Raw genomic sequence first — 18,397 nt, 5'->3', positions numbered from 1 at the left:
CGGCGCTCAGAGCCAGCCCGAGCGGCGGAAGAGGCGGTGCAGGGCGACCGCGGTCAGCGCCATCAGGCCGAGCACCGTGGGGTAGCCGTAGCGCCACTGCAGCTCCGGCATGTTGGCGAAGTTCATGCCGTAGATCCCGGCGATGCCGGTCTGGGTGGCGGCGATGGCGGCCCACGCGGCGATCTTGCGCATGTCGTTGTTCTGCTCCACCGCGAGCTGTGCCAACCGGGACTGCACGATCGAGGTCAGCAGGTCGTCGTAGGCGGCGACCCGGTCCACCGCCCGGGTCAGCCGGGCGTCCACGTCGACGAACCATCGGTGCAGGCCGCGCGGCGGGTTGTCGGGCCGCTGGTCGAGCAGGGAGCGCAGCGGCGCCTGCAGGGGCTGCACCGCCCGCTTGAACTCGACCACCTCCCGCTTGAGCTGGTAGATGTGCTGGATGTCGGCCGAGCGGTCGCGGGCGAAAACCGCCTCCTCGACGCGTTCCAGGTCCCGCTCGACGTGCCCGGCGACCTCCAGGTAGAGGTCGACCATCCGGTCGCAGACCGCGTACGCGACCGCCCACGGGCCCTGCGCGAGCACCGCGGGGCGCTGCTCGACGTCGGCGCGTACGCAGGTGAGCGCGCCCGCGGCGCCGTGCCGCACCGTGACGGCGAAGCGGTCGCCGACCAGCACCATCACGTCGCCGGTGTCGACCACCTCGGAGGTGTCGGTCAGTTCGGCGTGCTCGACGTAACGGGCGGTGCGCAGGACCAGCAGGGTCACGTCGCCCTCGCGGCGCACCGTGGGGCGGTGGCCGTCGGCGAGGGCCTGCTCGACGGTGAGGTCGTCGAGCCCGAAGGTGCGGCCGACGGCCGCCATCACCGCCGCATCGGGCTCGTGCAGACCCAGCCAGACGAAGGTGTCGCGGCCGCGACGGCTGCGGGCGTACGCGTCGGCGTAGTGCGGGCGGCCCGGCTCGCGCCGCCCGCCGACGTAGACGGCACAGTCGACCACGGAGTCGGGATTGGAGCGCCGGGGCTCCGGTGCGCGCTGACCGGGCAGCGGTCGGCCGAGCAGCCGGTCGAACACGGCCGACAGCCTGACCCGTTCCCTCGACCGCCGAACCACCCGTCCCCCTCCGCCGCACCGGCATCCGCGCGGACACCGTACTCGGGTCGTGCGGGTCCGGGGGTCACGGCACCCGGGTGGCGAACACGATGACGTTGTCGACGTAGTTGCCGCTGTCCCGGTCGAACCGGCCGCCGCAGGTGATCAGCCGCAGGCCGGTCGCGTCGCTGGGCCCGTAGACCAGGTCGGTGGGGAAGCGGTCCTTCGGGTACGACCCGACGCCGTCGACGGCGAAGGTGGCGACGCTGGCGTCGGCGCGGGTGATCCGCACGGTGTCGCCGGGCCGCAGCCGGCCGAGGTCGAAGAAGACGGCGGGGCCGGCGGCGGAATCGACGTGCCCGACGAGCACGGCGTTGCCGGTCTCGCCGGGGCTGACGCCGTGCCGGTACCAGCCGGCCAGGGTGGGCCGGTCCAGCGGCGGCACCTCCAGGCGCCCGTCGGCGTCGGCGCCCACCGGGACGATCCGTGCCCGCACGTCGATGGCCGGGATCCGCACGTCGACCGGCGCGGCCCGGTGCAGCGGCGGCACCGGCGGCTTGGAGTGGACCGGTGCGGGGGCGTCGGCGGCCTCCGGCCGGGGCGGGCGGGGCGGGGTCGTCGCCAGCCCGGCGGCGACGAGGCCGAGCCCGGTCGTGGCGAGCAGGACGACGACCGTGACCGCCCAGCCGGGCCTGCGCCAGGACACGATCCCACCTCCGTACGCGTGCGCCCGGGTGCCCGCTCCGGTGGTTCACCGGTGCGGGCACCCGTTGCAGGGATGGACGACTTGCAGGAGTGGACGGCACGGGGCCGTCGGTCAGAGCGTGGCCGCCGCCATGTGGCGCCGGCGGCGGGCCAGGACCAGGGCGCCGCCCGCGGCGGAGCCGAGCAGGGCGCCGCCGGCCGCCAACGCGCCGGTCCCGTCGGTGCCGCCGCGCCCGCCGGCCTGGGCCCCGCCGATCGGGGTGACGGTGAACGTGGCGCTGCCGGCCGCGCTGCCGTCGCCGCAGGTCGCGGTCACGGTGTAGGTGCCCAGGGTGAAGCCGGCGGTGAAGAGTTCGGCGCTCAGCCCGCCGCCGGCCGCCGCGGTGGTGGACCGGACGTTCTGGTCGCGGTCGGGGCCGGTGACGCGGAAGATCGCGTCGCCGGACTTCGGGTTGCAGGTCGTCGCGGTGAGCACGACCGTCCCGCCGACCGGCGTGGTGGCCGGTGACACGACGGTGTCGGCCAGCGCCGCGCCGGGGAGCAGGAGCGTGCCGAGACCCACGCCGAGCGCCGCCGATACGAGAACTGTCTTTGCCTTCATACGCGTCTTCCCTCACTTTTCGTCCGCTGACTGCGTGGGACGTCGTTCGGGTGGCCAACTCCGTGACTAGCACCGGTGTGACCAACCCTAGGAGGGTTGGGACCCCGATCCGGTGAAAATGAGAAATCTTCGTTGCCGTCACGTGTCCACCCGGGAGGCGGAGGGAGCAGCGGAAATGCCGGCACGGCCCACCCGCGAGGGTTGGCCGTGCCGATGTCACCGGGGGACGTGCTGTCGCGGCTGGGCCGTCCCGGCCCCACTCGTGAACGGTGCCCCGCGGCGGGCGCGTACGCGCCCGGCCCGCCGCGTTGGCCCGGTCTTGGCCGATTTGCTCCGGGCGACTTCCTGTCCAGCGTGTCGCCGCAGCCATCCGGCAGGGGGCGGCGGGACGGTCAGACCGGGCGGCCGGCGTCGTCGTGCAGCAGCCCCACCAGCGCGGAGAGGCCCTCCTCGCCGCGGCCCCGGGCGACCGCCTCGTCCAGCAGGTCACGTACCGGGCGCATCAGCCCGGCGTCGACCCCCAGGTCCCGGCAGGCTGCCAGCAGGTTGCCGAAGCTGGCGGCCTGCATCCCCAGCGAGGACCCGTCGGCGTCGTGCTCGCCCGAGTCGACGGCCGCCGCCATGGCGGGCAGTTCCCCGAGCATGGCGGTCAGCCACCCGGTCACCATCGGCGCGAACCGGCCCGCCGGCGTGCCGGCCGCGCGGATCATCGCCGTGGCGTGCAGGAATCCACCGAACATGCCGTACATGGCGGCGAGCAGGGCCAGGTCGTGCACGGCGGCCCGACCGGGGTCGGCGCCGAGCCAGTGGACGTCGCCGAACGCCGCGAGGGTGTCCCGCCAGTCGAGGAAGGCGTCCTCCGTGCCGCTGTAGAGCACGAACGCGCCGGGCTGGCCGATCATGAACGGAACGGCCATGATGCCCCCGTCGACGTACCTCGCGCCCCGCGCGGTCACCCACTCCGCGAGCCGGCGGGCCTGCGCGGGGGTGCCGTTGGTCAGGTTCACCACCGTCCGCCCGGCCAGGGCCGGCGCCGCCTGCTCGAGCACCCGGCGGGTGACGTCGTCGTCGAGCAGGCACACCACGACCAGTTCGCCCACCGCGACCGCCTCGGCGGCGGAGCCGGCCACGTCCGCTCCCGCCCCGGCCAGCGCGGCGGAGCGCTCCGGCGACCGGTTCCACACGGTCGTGGGGTGGCCGGCGGTCAGGAGCGCGCCAGCCAGGGCCCTGCCCATCGCGCCGAGCCCGAGCACGGCGACGGGCCGGTGGCGCGGGGCGCTCACGCGGCCGCCTCCGCGTACACCCGGACCAGCCGGGAGAAGTCGTCGGCACCGTGCCCGGCGGCGACCGCGCGGGCGGCGACGGCGTTGGCCGCCCGGAGCGTGCCGGTGTCGATGCCGTGCCCCTCGGCCGCCTCGACGATGTGCGCCATGGTGGCGGCGGCGGAGGCGATGGTGGAGACGTCGGCGGCGTGGTTCCCGACGTCGGTCCGCCCGGCCAGGTCGTCGACGAGGTCGGGCAGCAGGCCCGAGATCCCCTTGGCGTACGGCGCAAGCTCGGTCGCCGTGATCCCCTCCGCCCGGGCCAGGGCGAAGGCGTGCGCGATGCCGCTCATCGCGGTCCAGAACACGTCGAGCAGCGCCACGTCGTGGGCGGCCGCACGAGCTGGGTCCGGGCCCAGCCAGTCGGCCGAGCCGCCCAGGTTCCGCAGGGTGTCCCGCTGGGCGTGCCAGACCCGTTCGGGCCCGCTGTAGAGCACCAGCGCCTCGGACCCGCCGATGGTGGGGGCCGGGGTCATGATCGCGCCGTCGAGGTAGTCGACGCCCTGCCTGGCTGCCCAGGCCGCCATCGCCCGGGCCCGCTGCGGGGTGTCGGCGGTCAGGTTCACCAGGGTACGCCCGGCGAGGGCTTCGACCGCGGGCTCGACGACGGCGCGGACGGCGGCGTAGTCGATGACGCAGGCGAGCACCAGCGGGCTCGCGCGGACGGCCTCGGCCACGGTCGGCGCCCGCCGGGCGCCACGTGCGACGAGGGGATCGGCCCGGGCGGCCGTGCGGTTCCAGACGGTGGTCGGATGGCCGGCGGCCAGCAGCGCGCCGGCGAGGGCCCGGCCCATCGGCCCGAGGCCCAGCACGGTCACCGGGGACAGGTCGCGTTCGGTCACGGAAGTGCTCCTTCGTGGATGGGGTGGCCCGGCCCTTGCGCCTGCCGCCGGGCCGGTCCCATCCTGTTTCCGTACGCGCGAAGCATCAAGTACCGACTATTTTCTCAGGTACTTACCTTTTGGTAAGTGAGAGCGGGGGCGACGTGAAGAAGCGGACCTACACGTGCGGGCTCGACGCCGCGATCGACGTCGTGGGCGGCAAGTGGAAGGCGCTGATCCTGTGGGAGCTGGACGGGGGCCCCCGCCGCTTCGCCGAGGTGCGCCGGGGGATCACCGGGATCAGCGAGAAGATGCTGATCCAGCAACTGCGCGAGATGGAGGCGTACGGTCTCGTGCACCGCGAGGTCTACCGGCAGGTCCCGCCCAAGGTGGAATACTCGCTTACCGACTTCGGCCGGTCCCTCAACGAGGCGCTGATGCCGCTCGGCGACTGGGGCGAGCGGAACATGGCGACCATCGAGGCCATCCCCCGGGACTGACCGGCCGGCGCGTCGGGCTGCCGGAGGTCCTGGCCATCACCACCGCGACCAACCTGCGCTCGCAGGCCGTGATGCGCCGCCTGGGCATGACCACGGACCCGGCCGACGACTTCGACGACCCGGAGGTCCACTCCGGTCCGCTGCGCCGGCAGGTCGTCTACCGCAGGCGGGCCGGGGACCGCTGAGCGTCGGGCGGCAGGCCCCGGTGGGCCGGGCCGCTGATCACCAGCGCGCCGCTGGCCGGCGGCCTGCTCAGGGCCGGGCCGCTGCCCGCTCCGGCGCCGCCCGGAACTGCCTGTCGACGACGGCCAGCAGGGCGGCGTGCGTCTCCGCGTCCGCCGCCGCGATTAGCCCACCCACGCCGGTGTACGGGGGCTGCCCCCGCAGCCCGGTCACCACGCACCCGGCGGCCTCGCACAGGGCGATGCCGCCGGCGAAGTGCACGCTGTCGCGGAGGTCCCCGTCGGTGACGTACGCGGCCCGTCGACCGGCGGCGACCCACGCGACGGCCAGCGTGGTGGAGAGCACCCGTGGCCCGAACCGCGCGGTGAACTCCGCGTCCGCGAGCATCCCGGTCGCCCGGAACGCGGAAGCGTTCGGGAACGGCGGGTCGAGGTTGACGTCCACCAGCCGGGAGCGGGCCGACGGCGCGAGGGGCTCGTCGACGCCGTCGCGACGGACCTGGGCCGCCCCGCCGGCCCCGAACCAGAACACCTCCCCGGCGAACCGGTCGGCGATCGCGGCGGCGGTGACCTCCGGACCGGTACGCAGCGCCACGTTCACCGCGACCAGCGGGGTCCGTGCCGCGTAGTTCAGCGTGCCGCAGAGCGGGTCGACGAGCCAGGTCCGGTCCGCCGACCGGGAACCGGTGCGCCCGCTCTCCTCGCCCAGCACGGCGTCGTGCGGCCGGGCGCGGCGCAGCACGTCGAGGACGGCCCGCTCCGACTCGAGGTCGGCGGTGGTGGCGAAGTCACCAGGCGACTTGTCGAACCGTTCCAGCGGCCCGCCGAACCGGGCCCGGACGACCGCCGCGCCCGCCTGTGCCGCGACGATGGCCAGTTCCGGGTCGGTGAGTGCCATGGCCGCACGGTACCCGGGCTGGCGGAACGGCGGTGCGCCCGGTGCTCAGCCGCGAGGGTCGGGGTCGGTCACCCAGCCGGCGAGCAGCACCAGCCCGCTGGGCCGGTGCACGGCGAGGAAGCCGAAGGGCCGGTCGACGTCGAAACGTACCCGCCGCCTGCGCGCGGTGAGCCGCGGCGGCGCGGAACCCGCCCGCGAGGCGACGGCGGTGACCACGGCGGCGCGGAAACCCGTCGCGCTGAAGGTGGCCGTCACGCTCTGCCGTGCCTGCGAGACGGACAGCAGCCGGGCGATGCCGGGGAAGTGGTCGCCATTCCCGGTCGCGGTGGACAGGCCGAACAGCGCGGCCCGCTCCAGCAGGTCGTGGTCGGCGGAGGCGGTGAAGGCCACGGTGGAGACGAGCAGTTCCGGCCGGTCGTCGACGGCGTCGACGACCTGCTCGTCGACGCCGGGGCCGGCGGCGAGCGGCAGCACGGCCGGTGCGTCGAGCGCGCCGACAGCGGCCGGCAGCACCTCCGCCGCCCCGTGCTGCGGCGCACCCAGGGCGAGCACCACGTCGACATCCTCGGCGCCCCGCACGGTCAGCAGGCTCAGCGGGCCGGCGGGGGTGTCGACGGCCCGCAGCGCGTCGAGGTCGTAGCTCGTCCGGCTCAGCCCGGCGAGCCGGCGACCGTGCCACGGCCCGACGGACGGCTGGCACCAGACGTCGCGGAACGCCGCGGCCCACTCGGTGCGCAGCGACAGCGCGCTGGCCAGCACCATCGCGGTCGCCGGGGTGACCCGCACCGGCATCCGGGGGACCAGGCCGTCGGTGTGGGTCGCGGCCCACCCGTCGAGGGCCCGCTGGTCGTGCGCCGGATCGCCGGTCAGCTCCCCGCGCATGGCCGCCGGCACCTCCCGCGACCACCGGTCGGCCAGCGGCAGGTCCCGCCGCGCCCAGGCGGCGAGCGCGAGCCGGGTGGTGGGGGAGCGGTCCAGGTCGAACCGGGCCGGTTCCGGCGCGACCGCGAGCAGCTCGTCGCGGACCGGACCGGTCGCGTAGCGGGCGAGCAGCGCCAGCAGCGGATAGACGCCGGCGCCGGAGACGACCGTCTGCCCGCCGTCCACCGTGGACGCCCAACGGGCGGTGAGCGCGTTGGCGGCGGTGATGCTCATCGGCGGGCGTCCTCCCGGTTGCGCGGTTGCCGTCGCCCGGGGGCGACCGCTGGCACCCTACCGCCGTCCGCCGACCGGCCGACGCCCCCGACCCGGGCCGGTCGGTGCCCGGGCGCCCCCGGTGGTGTGGCAGCGTGGTCGGCGTGAACACCTCCGCTCCGCTGGACGTCGACCTGGCGCTGGTCGGCGGCGGCGGCGCCGCGTCGCTGGTCCTCGCCGCCCTGGACCGGCACGGCGTGCGCGACCTGCGGATCGCCGTCGTCGACCCGGTCCACCGGCGCGGCCAGGACCGGACCTGGGCGTTCTGGGGCCACCCCGGCAGCGACTGGGACCCGCTGCTGGCCGCGAGCTGGCGCCAGGTCGAGGTGGCGACGCCCGCTGGCCGCCGCGTGCTCGACCTCGCCCCCCTGCGGTACGCCATGCTGCGCTCCGGCCCGGTCTACGCCCGGGCTGCCGAGGCCGAGCGGCGGCTCGGCGTGCGAAGGATCGTCGCGCCCGTCGACGCCCTGCACGACGACGGCGGGCACGTCACCGTACGCGTCGGCGGCGCCGGGCCGGCCGTCCGCGCGTCCTGGGTGCTGGACTCCCGGCCCCGGCCGCCCCGGCGACCCGGGCGCACCAACTGGCTCCAGCACTTCCGGGGCTGGTGGCTGGAGTCCAGCCTGCCGGTCTTCGACCCGGCCCGGGCCGTCCTGATGGACTTCCGCACCCCGCAGCCCGCCCGGGGCGTGTCGTTCGGGTACGTCCTGCCGGTCAGCGACCGGTACGCACTGGTGGAGTACACGGAGTTCGGCCCCGACCTGCTCACCGACGCCGGCTACGACGCGGCGCTGGCCGGCTACCGGGACCTGCTCGGCCTCGACCCGACCCGGTTGACCGTCCGCGAGGTGGAGAACGGGGTGATCCCGATGACCGACGGCCCGTTCGAGGCCCGGCCCTCGCCCCGGGTGGTCCGCCTCGGCACGGCCGGCGGGGCCACCCGACCCTCCACCGGCTTCACCTTCTCCGCCATGCACCGCCAGGCCGAGCAGGTCGCCCGGGCCCTCGCGGCCGGCCGCCCGCCGGTGCCCGCTCCCGCGTACCCCCGTCGGCACCGCTGGATGGACGCGGTCGCGCTGCGGGCGCTGGACGCCGGCGGCGTCGGCGGTCCCGACTTCTTCGGCCGGCTCTTCGACCGCAATCCCGCCGAGCGGGTGCTGCGGTTCCTCGACGGCGCGACCACCCCGGCCGAGGAGGTGGCGCTGATGGGCACCACCCGGCTGCGGCCGATGGTCGCCGCCACCGCCGGCGACGCCGTGGCCCGGCTCCGCGACCGCCTCGACCCGACCCGGCGGGCGGCGACCTGGACGGTCCCGCGGCCGGTGGTCGGCGACCGGGCCGACGCCGACGGCTGAGCCGCCTCAGCCGGCGCGGTGGAAGGTTGGGGAGGTCGTCCACGCCGCGCCGCCGCCCGACGGCCGGGGAGGCGGTGCGGATTCGGTAGGTTGCCGGCATGGTGGACGAGACGGCCGGCAGGGTCGTGCAGATCTGGACCGACGGGGCGTGCAGCGGCAATCCCGGCCCCGGCGGGTGGGGCGTGGTGCTGCGCTACGGCGCGCACGAGCGGGAACTGTGCGGCGGCGAGGCGACTCCGACCACCAACAACCGGATGGAGCTGATGGCGGCCATCCAGGCCCTGGAGAGCCTGACCCGGTCGGTCACCGTCGAGCTGCACACCGACAGCACGTACGTGCGCAACGGCATCACCAGCTGGCTGGCCTCGTGGAAGCGCAACGGCTGGCGGACCGCCGCGAAGCAGCCGGTCAAGAACGCCGACCTGTGGCAGCGGTTGGAGGCCGCGTGCGCCCGGCACGACGTCACCTGGCTGTGGGTGAAGGGGCACAACGGCGACCCGGAGAACGAGCGCGCCGACGCGCTGGCCAACCGGGGCATGACCGAGGCCCGCGCGTCGGCGGTGCCCGCCGGCCGCTGATCGGACCGGCGGGCGGACGCTCAGGTCACTCGGTGCGGCTCGGGTCGGTGGTGCCGGAGACGGCGTCCACGTCGTAGCCGGCGCGGCTGACCTCCCGGGCCGACCGCCGGTCCTCGGCCGGCAGGTCGGCGAAGTCGTCGCCGGTGTCGTCGGTGCTGCGCAGGGACTCGCCCGGCGGACGCAGCGACGCCTGCATGGCGGTGGCGCCGTCCGGCTCGTCGGTGGCGGCCCGGTCGGTACGGTTCTGATCGGTCATGCCGCTCTCCTGCCCCCGTGGCCTGCCCGCAAACGTGCCCCGCCGCGCGCAGCGAACCGCGTCCGGGTGGGCCTGCCCGCAAGCGTGCCCCCGCAGCGGTGCTCAGCGAGCCGCGTTCGGGCGCCTGTCCGCAAACCTGCCCCGCGGCGCTCAGCGGGCCGCGTCCGGGTGGCCCGGCATGCCGGACCCGCCGCTGGAGCTGCCCGACGCGCCACCCGCCATGCCCGACCCGTCGTCCTCGGTGACGATGTCGGGCTTCGTCGTCGTGTCGTCCGGCGCCGGGACGTCGGTGTCCGCCTCGACCTGCACCATCCGGGCCTGGCCGGCCTCGTCCTCGGCGTGCGCCGGATCGACCGGCAGCTCCCCGTCGCGCGCCCGATATCCCACCACTGCCTCCCCGTGCCGTCGCACCGCCGCGTTCCGCCGATGCCATGTCCGCCCCCGGCTACCCGCAGCCCCCCACCCAAAACCACCCGCCCCCGTCCCACCCTGCCCCGTCCCGCGCGGGACGGCGCCGCGCCGTTCCGCCCCGCGCGGCGCCGTTCCGCCCCGCGCGGCGCCGTCTCGCGCGGCCCCGCCCCGCCCGCCTCGACGGGGCGATCATGCAGTTGTGGTGCCCGTTGTGGGCGGATTGCCGCCGGTATGCGCAGCGCCACAACTGCATGATCGCAAAGGTCGGGGGGTGGAGGGAAGAGCAGGGGGAGGGGCGGGAGGGAGTGCGGGGTGGGGTCAGCGAAGGCGTCGTGGGCGGGCGGCGCGGGTGGGGGAGCGGGGTGGGCGGGGCAGCGGGGTGAGCGACAGCGGTGACCAGTGCCCGGGGCGCGTCCGGGCGGGCGGCAGGGCCGTGTGCCGGTCGCCCCGGGCCGCGTCGAGCTGGGACTGGTGCAGGAACAGGGCGCCGGAGAGGTCAGCGCCGCGCAGGTCGGCCCCGCGCAGGTCGGCGCCGGTGAGGTCGGCCAGGCCGAGGTCGACGCCGCGCAGGTCGGCGCCGATCAGCAGCGCCCCGCGCAGGTTCGCCCGGCGCAGGTCGGCACGGCGCAGGTCGACGCCGAACAGGTGGGCGCCCCGCCGGTCCACGCCGGGCCGGCCGCCCCGGGCCCGGGCCGCGTCGCCGGCGCGGGACAGCAGTGGGTTGACCCGCCCCCGGTACGCGTCCACGTCGAGATCCAGCAGCGTGTCGGCGGGCTCCCGGGTCAGCCGCCCGGTCTCGTCGAGCGCGACGGACAGCTCGTCGCGCAGCGGCTGCGGCGGGCGCGTCGCGAGTGCCTCGGTCAGGTACCAGAGCAGCTCGTGCAGGGGTCGCATCACCGCGAACGTATCGAACATGCGCGCCGCGGTCTCCGGGGCGTCGCGCCAGTCCCGCCCACCGAAGGTGACCTGGGCCACCTGCTGCCCGGCGCCGAAGCAGTCGAAGACGGTGCAGCCGGGGAAGCCCCGGTCGCGCAGGTCGGCGTGGATGCCGCAGCGCGAGTCGGCCCGCAGGTTGGGGCAGGGCCGCCCGGCGGGCTTGTCGATGGCGAAGTCGGCCGACGCGGAGAAGGCCGGCGCGACGCAGCAGAGCCCGAAGCACCGGGCGCAGTCGGCGCGCATCCCGTCCGCCGGCGACGTCGCCCCGGGAGTCTCCGACACGCTGACCGTTCTCCTGCCGATCGGGGGGATCCCGCCGGCGGCCTCGCGGGCGGAGGCTCCCATTGTCCCGCCGCCGCGCCGGTCACCGGGTCCCGGGGTGCCGAGCTGTGCGAACCCGGCCGGCGGGGCCGCGCCCGGGGTGCCGAGCAGCGGGGCCCGCCGGGGTGCCGAGCTGCGGGCCCGGCGGGCGGGGCCGCGCCGGGGCGTCCCGGCGTGGCGGCGGCTCACCCCCGCACCGAGCGCCAGTCGTGCGACTCCAGCGCGTTGGCCTGCGGGCCCATCATCAGCATGCCGCCGTCCACCGGCCAGGACGCGCCGGTGACGTACGCGGCGGCGGGCGAGGCGAGCAGCGCGACCACGGCGGCGACCTCCCGCGCGTCGCCGGGCCGCCCGACCGGCACCCCGGGACGTTCCTCGGTGAACGGGTCGACGTCCTCCTGGCCGGTCATCGGGGTGGCGATCTCGCCCGGGGCGACCGCGTTGACGGTGATCCCGTCCGCCGCCAGCTCCTGCGCCATCACCTTCGTCAGCAGGCCGAGCCCGCCCTTGGCGGCGCAGTACGCGGCCGAGCCGACCCGGGGCGCGTGCTCGTGCACGCTGGTGATGTTGACGATCCGTCCGCCCAGCCCCGCGGCCCGCATCCGCCGGGCGGCCCGCTGCCCGCACAGGAACGGCCCGTCGAGGTCGACGGAGAGCACCTCGCGCCACTGCTCCCAGCCGGTGTCGACGAAGGGCGTGGACGCTCCGGTGCCGGCGTTGTTGACGAGCACGCCGAGACCGCCGAGCCGGTCGGCCAGCTCGTCGACGACCGCCTCGGCGCCCGGCAGGCGGGTCAGGTCCAGCTCGGCGACCTCGCAGCGCCGGCCGGCGGCGCGTACCTCGGCGGCGGTCCGCTCGGCGCCTGCGGCGTCGCGGTGCCAGGTGACGCCGACGTCGAAGCCGGCCTCCGCGAGGGCGACGGCGCAGGCCCGGCCGATGCCGGAGTCCGCGCCGGTGACGATGGCGATCCTCGGGTAGTTCTCGTAACGCGATGGCATGCCGGCGCACTACCCGTTCCATGCGGATGCAACCATGCGTCGATCCCCGTCCGTGCAGAGGATTGTCTGCGTCGATGCGTTCTGTCATTCTCCACCGTGGACGCTGCCAGCGGCGGTCGGCATTCCGGATGGTCGCGCTGAGTGGCGCCGTCATCTGCCGGAGGGACCTCGTGAAACGCAGACGTCGTCATCTGCTCGCAGGACTGGCGGTCGGTGCCCTGGTGGCGTCGACCGGCCTCATCGGAATCCACTTCGCCGGCGCCGAGGTGCCGACCCCCGTCGCCGCGGCCGGCGACGGGGAGATGCCGGGCGCGCTCGGCGCCCACATGGAACGGCTGCGCCAGGCCGTGCCGGGCAGCGACGGCATGTCGCCGGACGGGCCCGGCAACGCCGCGCAGCAGGAGTTCCTGGAGCGCGCGTACCCGGCCGACACGATCAGCATCGCCCAGGTCGACCGCTCCAAGTCGGCGTACGCCGCCGCCGAGCGGCGCGCCGGCGGCACCCGGGGCTGGACGAACATCGGCCCCAGCGAGGCGCTCTACCCGTTCACCGAGTTCCGCAACGCCGGCAACTACGTGCCGAACGCGTACGTCGCGGGCGGCCGGGTCACCTCCATCGACATCGCCCCGGACTGCAACGCCCTGCTCTGCCGGGCGTACGTCACGCCGGCCGGCGGCGGCGTCTGGGGCACCCTGAACGTCCTCGCCGCCGAGCCGAAGTGGTTCTACCTGGGCGGGCCGCTGGGCATCAACGCGGCCGGCTCGGTCAAGATCGACCGCAACGACAAGACGGGGCTGACCATCTACGTCGGCACCGGCGAGGCCAACACCTGCGCCTCCGGCTGCGTCGCCGGCGTCGGGCTCTACAAGTCGACGAACGGCGGCGTCACCTGGAAGGGCCCGCTGGGCAAGGACGCCCTCGCCGGCAAGGGCATCGGCGAGATCACCGTCAAGCCCGGCGACCCGAAGACGCTCTACGTCGCCACCACCACCGCCCTGCGCGGCATGTCCAGCTCCTGCTGCACCGGCGTCACCCGGCCCGTGCCGGACGCCGAGAAGTGGGGCCTCTACAAGTCCACCGACGGTGGCGCGAACTGGAAGTTCATCCACAACGGCTCGGCCGACGCGACGCAGTGCACGGGCAGCGCCGCGGAATACGGCAACACCGCCACCTGCTCGCCGCGCGGCGTGCGCTACGTCAAGCTCGACCCGCGCGACGCCAACACCGTCTACGCCTCCTCGTACGCCCGGGGGGTCTGGCGCTCGACGGACGCCGGCGCCACCTGGACGCAGATCAAGCCCTCGCTCAACCCGGCGGTCTTCCAGACCCGGGCCGCGATCGACGTGACGGCCCTGCCGAACGGCAAGACCCGCATGTACGTCTACGAGGGCAACCTCGGCAACCCGTACTCGCGGCTGTTCCGCAGCGACGACGTGGCCGGCGGCGCCCCCGCGTTCGCCGACCTGAGCAGCGCCAACCCGGCCGACCCGGGCTACGCCACCTACAACCAGTGCACCGGCCAGTGCTGGTACGACGTGTTCGTGCACACCCCGGCCGGGCACCCGGACATCGTCTACACCGGCGGTTCGTACGTCTACGGCGAGACCGTCGCCCACAAGCGGGCCGTGGTGCTCTCCACCGACGCCGGCGTCAGCGGCACCGACATGACCTTCGACGGCACCGACGAGCTGCACCCCAACGGCCTGCACCCCGACCAGCACGCCCTGGTCACCAACCCGCGCAACCCGTACCAGTTCTTCGAGGCCAACGACGGCGGCGTGATGCGCTCCAGCGGCCAGTTCGTGGACCGGTCGGCCTGGTGCGACAACCCGGACCGCAACCTGACCACGCAGGCGCAGAAGGACCGCTGCCGGCAGATGCTGTCGAGGATCCCGTCGAAGCTCGACGGCATCAACAAGGGCATGAACACGTTGCAGTTCATCAGCCTCTCGGCCAGCCCGCACGACCACCGGCTGCTCCAGGGCGGCACCCAGGACAACGGCACCTGGGAGAACAAGGGCGAGCGCCGGCGCTGGGTCAACACGATGATCGGTGACGGCGGCGCGTCCGGCTTCGACGTCGGCAGGCCGGAGTTCCGCTTCCACACCTTCTACGACGCCTCGCCCGAGGTGAACTTCAACAACGGCGACGTGGGCAGCTGGATCTCGATCTCCGACCCCGTCTTCGGGCAGCCGGGCACCCTGTTCTACGCACCCGTGGTCAGCGACCCGAAGGTCAGCGGGACGATCTTCGCCGGCACGTCGCGCACCGTCTACCGGACGAAGACGTTCGGCCTGGGCGACCGCAGCCTGGCCGAGGCCGACCGGATCTGCAACACCTGGACCGGCACGTTCGAGGCGCAGTGCGGCGACTTCGCGCCGCTGGGCACGGTCAACCTGACCGACGCCGCGTGGGGCGACCGGGCCGGCGGGGCCGTCTCGGTCGTCGAGCGCGTCGCCTCCGACTCGTCCACGGCGTACGCGGCCACCAGCACCGGCCGCGTGTTCGTGTCCCGCAACGTCGACGCCGAGCCGGCGTCGGCGGTCACCTGGACGCGCATCGACACCGCCGCCACGCCGAACCGCTTCGTCACCAGCGTCCACGTCGACCCGGCCGACCCGGCACGGGCGTGGGTCTCCTACAGCGGCTTCAACTCGAACACCCCGGCCACGCTCGGGCACGCGTTCGAGGTGCGGGTGGCGGGGGCGGGCGCGACCTGGACCGACCGGTCGTACGACTTCGGCGACCAGCCGATCACCGACCTGGTCCGCGACGACGTCACCGGCACCCTCTACGCGGCCACCGACTTCGGCGTGCTGCGGCTGGCCAAGGGCGCCACGACCTGGGTGAAGGCGGCCCGGGGCATGCCGAACGTGGAGGTGGCCGGGCTGACCATCGTGCCGGGCAAGCGGGTGCTCTACGCCGCCTCGCACGGCCTCGGCGCCTGGCAGCTCACGCTCTGAGGCAGGCGACCATCGGCGACGACACGGTACGGGGCCGCGCGCGCGGCCCCGTACCGCTGCCCGGGGCGGCCGGGCGGGCCTGGCGGACCCTCGGCGCGGCCTTCGTCCTGCTCGTCTTCGTCCCGCCGCTGCTGCTGCTGGTCTCCGGCTCGCTGACCGAGCCGGGCCTGCCGCCGCCGCCCACCCCGCAGCTCGTGCCGGAGCCGGTCTCCACCACCGGCTACCGGCAGGCCGTCGAGCTGGGCGGGCTGCTGCGCGCCTCGCTCAACTCGGTAGTGGTCGCGGTCGTCGCCGTGCCGCTGAGCGTGCTCGTCGCCTCCCTGGCGGGCTTCGCGCTGGCCCGGATCGCCCCGCGCGTCACCGGCGTCGTCGTGGCGGCCTCCCTGGTGGCGCTGATGGTGCCGGCCACGGCGCTGCTCGTGCCCCGCTTCACGATCTTCCGGATGCTCGGCCTGACCGACACGCTGGTGCCGCTGGTCGCGCCGGCGTTACTGGGCACCTCGCCGCTCTACGTCCTCGTCTACTACCTGGCGTTCCGGGCGCTGCCGACCGATCTCTACGACGCCTGCCTGGTGGCGGACCTGTCGCCGCTGCGCACCTGGTGGCGGGTCGCCCTGCCGCTGGTGCGCCCGGTCACCGCCGGCCTCACCGCGCTGACCTTCGTGCTCACCTGGTCGAACTTCCTCGACCCGCTGATCTACGTCTACGACCGCGACCTGTTCACCCTGCCGCTGGCGCTGCGCTCCCTGTCGGTGCTGGACCCGACGAACTTCCCGGTGTTCCTGGCCGGCGCGGTGCTGGCCACGGTGCCGGCGCTGGCCGTCTTCGTGCTCGCCCAGCGGCGCTTCCTCCACCACGACGACCCGACGGGACGAGACTGACGATGCGACCGACGACGCGACCGAAGGCGCTGCTCGCGCTGCTGCTCACCGCCGTGCTGGCCGCCACCGGGTGCGGCTCCGGCACCGGATCGTCCGCCGACGGGCCGGTGCGGCTGCTGGTCTTCGGCGCCCCCGAGGAACTCGCCGCCTACCGCACCCTCGTCGAGGCGTACGAGAAGGCCCGTCCCGGCGCCGACGTGCAGCTCGTCGAGGCCAGCGACCGCAAGGACCTGCTGGCCCGGCTCGCCACCTCGGTGGCCGGCGGCGCCCCGCCGGACCTTTTCCTGATGAACTACCGCTTCTACGGCCAGTTCGCCGCCAAGGACGTCATCGAGCCGCTGGACGACCGGCTGGCCGCCTCCGAGGCCGTCGACCCGGCCGACTACTACCCGGTCGCCTGGAACGCGTTCCGCTGGCAGGGCCGGCAGCTCTGCCTGCCGCAGAACGTCTCCAGCCTGGCCGTCTACTACAACCGCACCCTGTTCGCCAAGCACGGCGTGCCCGAGCCGAGGGCCGGCTGGACCTGGAACGACCTGGTGGCCACCGCGACCGCGATGACCCGCGACTCGCGAGGCGTGGTGGTCAAGGCCACCGAGAGCGAGGGCGCGGCGCGGCGCCCGGCCGTGCACGGCCTCGGCGTGGAGCCGTCGATCATCCGGCTCGCCCCGTTCGTCTGGTCCGGCGGCGGCGAGATCGTCGACGACCCGGCGAAGCCGACCCGGCTGACCCTGGACACCCCGGCCGCCCGGGAGGCGCTGAAGAACCTCGTGGACCTGCGGCTGGCGTACGGGGTGGTGCCCACCGACGAGGAGGTGGAGGCCGAGGACGACGAGTCGCGCTTCGCCAACGGCCGGCTCGCCATGCTGATGAGTTCCCGCCGCTCCACCACCACGTTCCGCTCGATCACCGGCTTCGAGTGGGACGTCGCGCCGCTGCCCGTCTACAAGGAGCAGGTCGGGGTGCTGCACTCCGACGCGTACTGCATGACCCGGGGCGCGAAGCACAAGGACGCCGCGTGGCGGTTCCTGGAGTTCGCCATCGCCGAGGAGGGGCAGCGGATCATCGCGGCCACCGGGCGTACCGTCCCGTCGCACGTCGGGGTGTCGAAGTCCCCGGCGTTCCTCGGCCCGGCCCAGCCGCCGCGCAGCGCCAAGGTCTTCCTCGACGCGATCCCCACCGTCCGGGCGCTGCCGACCGTCTCCACCTGGCCGGAGATCGAGGACGTCACCTACGGCATCCTGGAGAACGCCATGCACCGGGGCGACCGGCTCGACGACGTGATCCGCGACCTCGACCGGCAGACCCGGCCGATCTTCGCCCGCGGGGAACACGGGTGAGCGATCCGGGCCTCGCCCTGGCCGGCGTCTCGGCCGCGTACCGGGGGGCGACCGTGCTGCACGAGGTGGACCTGGCCGCCGCCCGGGGCGAGCTGCTGGTGGTGCTCGGCCCGTCGGGGGCCGGCAAGTCGACGGTGCTGCGGGTCGTCGCCGGCCTGGAGCCGGTCACCGCCGGCCACGTCCGCATCGCCGGCCGCGACGTCACCGCCGAGCGTCCGGGCCGGCGCAACGTGTCGATGGTCTTCCAGTCGTACGCGCTCTTCCCGCACCTGAGCGTCGCCGAGAACATCGCCTTCGGCCTGGAGGTACGCGACACGCCCCGCGCGGTGGCCCGGGAGCGCGCCCGGGCGGCGGCCGAGACGGTCGGCTGCGCGGGGCTGCTGGACCGGCGGCCCGGGCAGCTCTCCGGCGGCGAACGGCAGCGGGTGGCGCTGGCCCGGGCGCTGGTCCGCGAGCCGGACGTGTTCCTGCTCGACGAGCCGCTGTCCAACCTCGACCAGGCGCTGCGGGTGCAGATGCGCGCCGAGCTGCGGGCCCTGCACGACCGGCTGGGCGCGACGATGGTGCACGTCACCCACGACCAGACCGAGGCGCTGGTGCTCGCCGACCGGATCGCCGTGCTGCGCGACGGGCGCATCGAGCAGGTCGGCACCCCCGACGAGATCTGGCGCACCCCGGCCACCACCTTCGTCGCCCGCTTCGTCGGTTCCCCCGCGATGAACCTCCTCCCGGCCGACGGCCCGCTGCGCCCCGAGGGCGCCCCCGCCCCGGGGGCGGACCACGACGGCATGGAGATCGGCTTCCGGCCCGAGGCGGTCGCCCTCGACGCCGCCGAGGGCACGGACGCCACCGTCGAGCGGGTCGAGGTGGTCGGCGAGGACGCGTACGCGTACCTGAGGCTCGCCGGCGGGCACCGGATCGTCGCCCGGGTGCCCGCCGCCCGCCGCCCCGATCGTGGCGCGGCGGTACGCGTCGGGGTGCGCTGGGCCGACGTGCACCTATTCCACGCCGCCTCGGGCCGCCGGCACGCCCCGTGACGGCGACCGACC

Annotated in this window: 18 protein-coding genes; 7 read left to right on the top strand and 11 right to left on the bottom strand. The window is 75.2% G+C overall.

All coding sequences use genetic code 11. From position 1 onward, the window contains the following. Positions 1 to 6: 6 nt before the first annotated feature. The 5 genes from ACN27A_RS04415 to ACN27A_RS04395 form a co-directional block, all read right to left on the bottom strand. Positions 7 to 1,110 (bottom strand): magnesium and cobalt transport protein CorA, encoded by a 1,104-nt coding sequence (locus ACN27A_RS04415; protein ID WP_421449989.1) that lies wholly within the window; start codon positions 1,108 to 1,110, stop codon positions 7 to 9. A gap of 64 nt (positions 1,111 to 1,174) precedes the next feature. Further along, the gene (locus ACN27A_RS04410) at positions 1,175 to 1,795 is read right to left on the bottom strand and encodes a class F sortase (RefSeq protein WP_421449988.1); all 621 of its coding nucleotides are present in this window, start codon (positions 1,793 to 1,795) and stop codon (positions 1,175 to 1,177) included. A 111-nt stretch (positions 1,796 to 1,906) separates the two neighbouring features. After that, on the bottom strand, positions 1,907 to 2,395 hold the full coding sequence (locus ACN27A_RS04405; RefSeq protein WP_132239627.1) for a hypothetical protein: 489 nt from the start codon (positions 2,393 to 2,395) through the stop codon (positions 1,907 to 1,909). A 392-nt stretch (positions 2,396 to 2,787) separates the two neighbouring features. Then, entirely contained in the window at positions 2,788 to 3,678 is an 891-nt protein-coding gene (locus tag ACN27A_RS04400) for an NAD(P)-dependent oxidoreductase (protein ID WP_421449986.1), read from the bottom strand. Continuing rightward, positions 3,675 to 4,559 carry an NAD(P)-dependent oxidoreductase gene (locus ACN27A_RS04395; protein ID WP_421449985.1) on the bottom strand — a complete coding sequence of 295 codons (885 nt, stop codon included), beginning with the start codon at positions 4,557 to 4,559 and terminating at the stop codon, positions 3,675 to 3,677. The genes ACN27A_RS04400 and ACN27A_RS04395 overlap by 4 nt, the downstream gene beginning before the upstream one ends. 143 nt (positions 4,560 to 4,702) lie before the next feature. Between ACN27A_RS04395 and ACN27A_RS04390 the strand changes: the two genes are divergently transcribed. Next, complete coding sequence (locus ACN27A_RS04390) at positions 4,703 to 5,038, top strand: winged helix-turn-helix transcriptional regulator (protein ID WP_132239631.1); 336 nt, start codon at positions 4,703 to 4,705, stop codon at positions 5,036 to 5,038. A gap of 252 nt (positions 5,039 to 5,290) precedes the next feature. Here ACN27A_RS04390 and ACN27A_RS04385 read toward each other — a convergent pair whose 3' ends face one another. Further along, positions 5,291 to 6,118: an inositol monophosphatase family protein gene (locus tag ACN27A_RS04385; RefSeq protein WP_421449983.1), complete on the bottom strand. Its 828-nt coding sequence runs from the start codon at positions 6,116 to 6,118 to the stop codon at positions 5,291 to 5,293. Positions 6,119 to 6,163: 45 nt separating this feature from the next. Then, on the bottom strand, positions 6,164 to 7,273 hold the full coding sequence (locus ACN27A_RS04380) for a hypothetical protein (RefSeq protein WP_421449981.1): 1,110 nt from the start codon (positions 7,271 to 7,273) through the stop codon (positions 6,164 to 6,166). A 143-nt stretch (positions 7,274 to 7,416) separates the two neighbouring features. On the opposite strand from ACN27A_RS04380, the gene ACN27A_RS04375 reads away from it, so the two are divergent. Then, positions 7,417 to 8,667: a lycopene cyclase family protein gene (locus ACN27A_RS04375; protein ID WP_421449979.1), complete on the top strand. Its 1,251-nt coding sequence runs from the start codon at positions 7,417 to 7,419 to the stop codon at positions 8,665 to 8,667. Between the two features lie 98 nt (positions 8,668 to 8,765). Next, the gene (gene rnhA, locus ACN27A_RS04370) at positions 8,766 to 9,245 is read left to right on the top strand and encodes a ribonuclease HI (protein ID WP_421449977.1); all 480 of its coding nucleotides are present in this window, start codon (positions 8,766 to 8,768) and stop codon (positions 9,243 to 9,245) included. Positions 9,246 to 9,270: 25 nt separating this feature from the next. On the opposite strand, the gene ACN27A_RS04365 is transcribed toward rnhA, so the two are convergent. From ACN27A_RS04365 to ACN27A_RS04350, 4 genes are all read right to left on the bottom strand, one after another. Next, complete coding sequence (locus tag ACN27A_RS04365; protein ID WP_121398427.1) at positions 9,271 to 9,501, bottom strand: hypothetical protein; 231 nt, start codon at positions 9,499 to 9,501, stop codon at positions 9,271 to 9,273. 150 nt (positions 9,502 to 9,651) lie between these two features. After that, positions 9,652 to 9,888, bottom strand: a complete 237-nt coding sequence (locus ACN27A_RS04360; RefSeq protein WP_421449975.1) for a preprotein translocase YidC — start codon at positions 9,886 to 9,888, stop codon at positions 9,652 to 9,654. A gap of 342 nt (positions 9,889 to 10,230) precedes the next feature. Next, positions 10,231 to 11,091 carry a pentapeptide repeat-containing protein gene (locus tag ACN27A_RS04355; RefSeq protein ID WP_421458368.1) on the bottom strand — a complete coding sequence of 287 codons (861 nt, stop codon included), beginning with the start codon at positions 11,089 to 11,091 and terminating at the stop codon, positions 10,231 to 10,233. A 263-nt stretch (positions 11,092 to 11,354) separates the two neighbouring features. Then, complete coding sequence (locus ACN27A_RS04350) at positions 11,355 to 12,167, bottom strand: SDR family oxidoreductase (protein ID WP_421449974.1); 813 nt, start codon at positions 12,165 to 12,167, stop codon at positions 11,355 to 11,357. 170 nt (positions 12,168 to 12,337) lie between these two features. Between ACN27A_RS04350 and ACN27A_RS04345 the strand changes: the two genes are divergently transcribed. Genes ACN27A_RS04345 through ACN27A_RS04330 form a run of 4 tightly spaced genes read left to right on the top strand, consistent with a single transcriptional unit; the run spans position 12,338 to position 18,385 of the window. After that, positions 12,338 to 15,130, top strand: coding sequence for an exo-alpha-sialidase (locus tag ACN27A_RS04345; RefSeq protein ID WP_421449972.1), 2,793 nt, complete (start codon positions 12,338 to 12,340; stop codon positions 15,128 to 15,130). A gap of 56 nt (positions 15,131 to 15,186) precedes the next feature. After that, positions 15,187 to 16,011 carry a carbohydrate ABC transporter permease gene (locus ACN27A_RS04340; protein ID WP_421458367.1) on the top strand — a complete coding sequence of 275 codons (825 nt, stop codon included), beginning with the start codon at positions 15,187 to 15,189 and terminating at the stop codon, positions 16,009 to 16,011. Between the two features lie 2 nt (positions 16,012 to 16,013). Continuing rightward, positions 16,014 to 17,348 (top strand): ABC transporter substrate-binding protein, encoded by a 1,335-nt coding sequence (locus ACN27A_RS04335; RefSeq protein WP_421449970.1) that lies wholly within the window; start codon positions 16,014 to 16,016, stop codon positions 17,346 to 17,348. Then, on the top strand, positions 17,345 to 18,385 hold the full coding sequence (locus ACN27A_RS04330) for an ABC transporter ATP-binding protein (RefSeq protein ID WP_421449968.1): 1,041 nt from the start codon (positions 17,345 to 17,347) through the stop codon (positions 18,383 to 18,385). The genes ACN27A_RS04335 and ACN27A_RS04330 overlap by 4 nt, the downstream gene beginning before the upstream one ends. The last annotated feature ends 12 nt before the right edge of the window (positions 18,386 to 18,397 follow it).

This window comes from Micromonospora sp. WMMD737 (assembly GCF_049179055.1).
GTDB lineage: Bacteria > Actinomycetota > Actinomycetes > Mycobacteriales > Micromonosporaceae > Micromonospora > Micromonospora reichwaldensis.
This window is presented reverse-complemented; position numbering and strand designations above follow the sequence as displayed.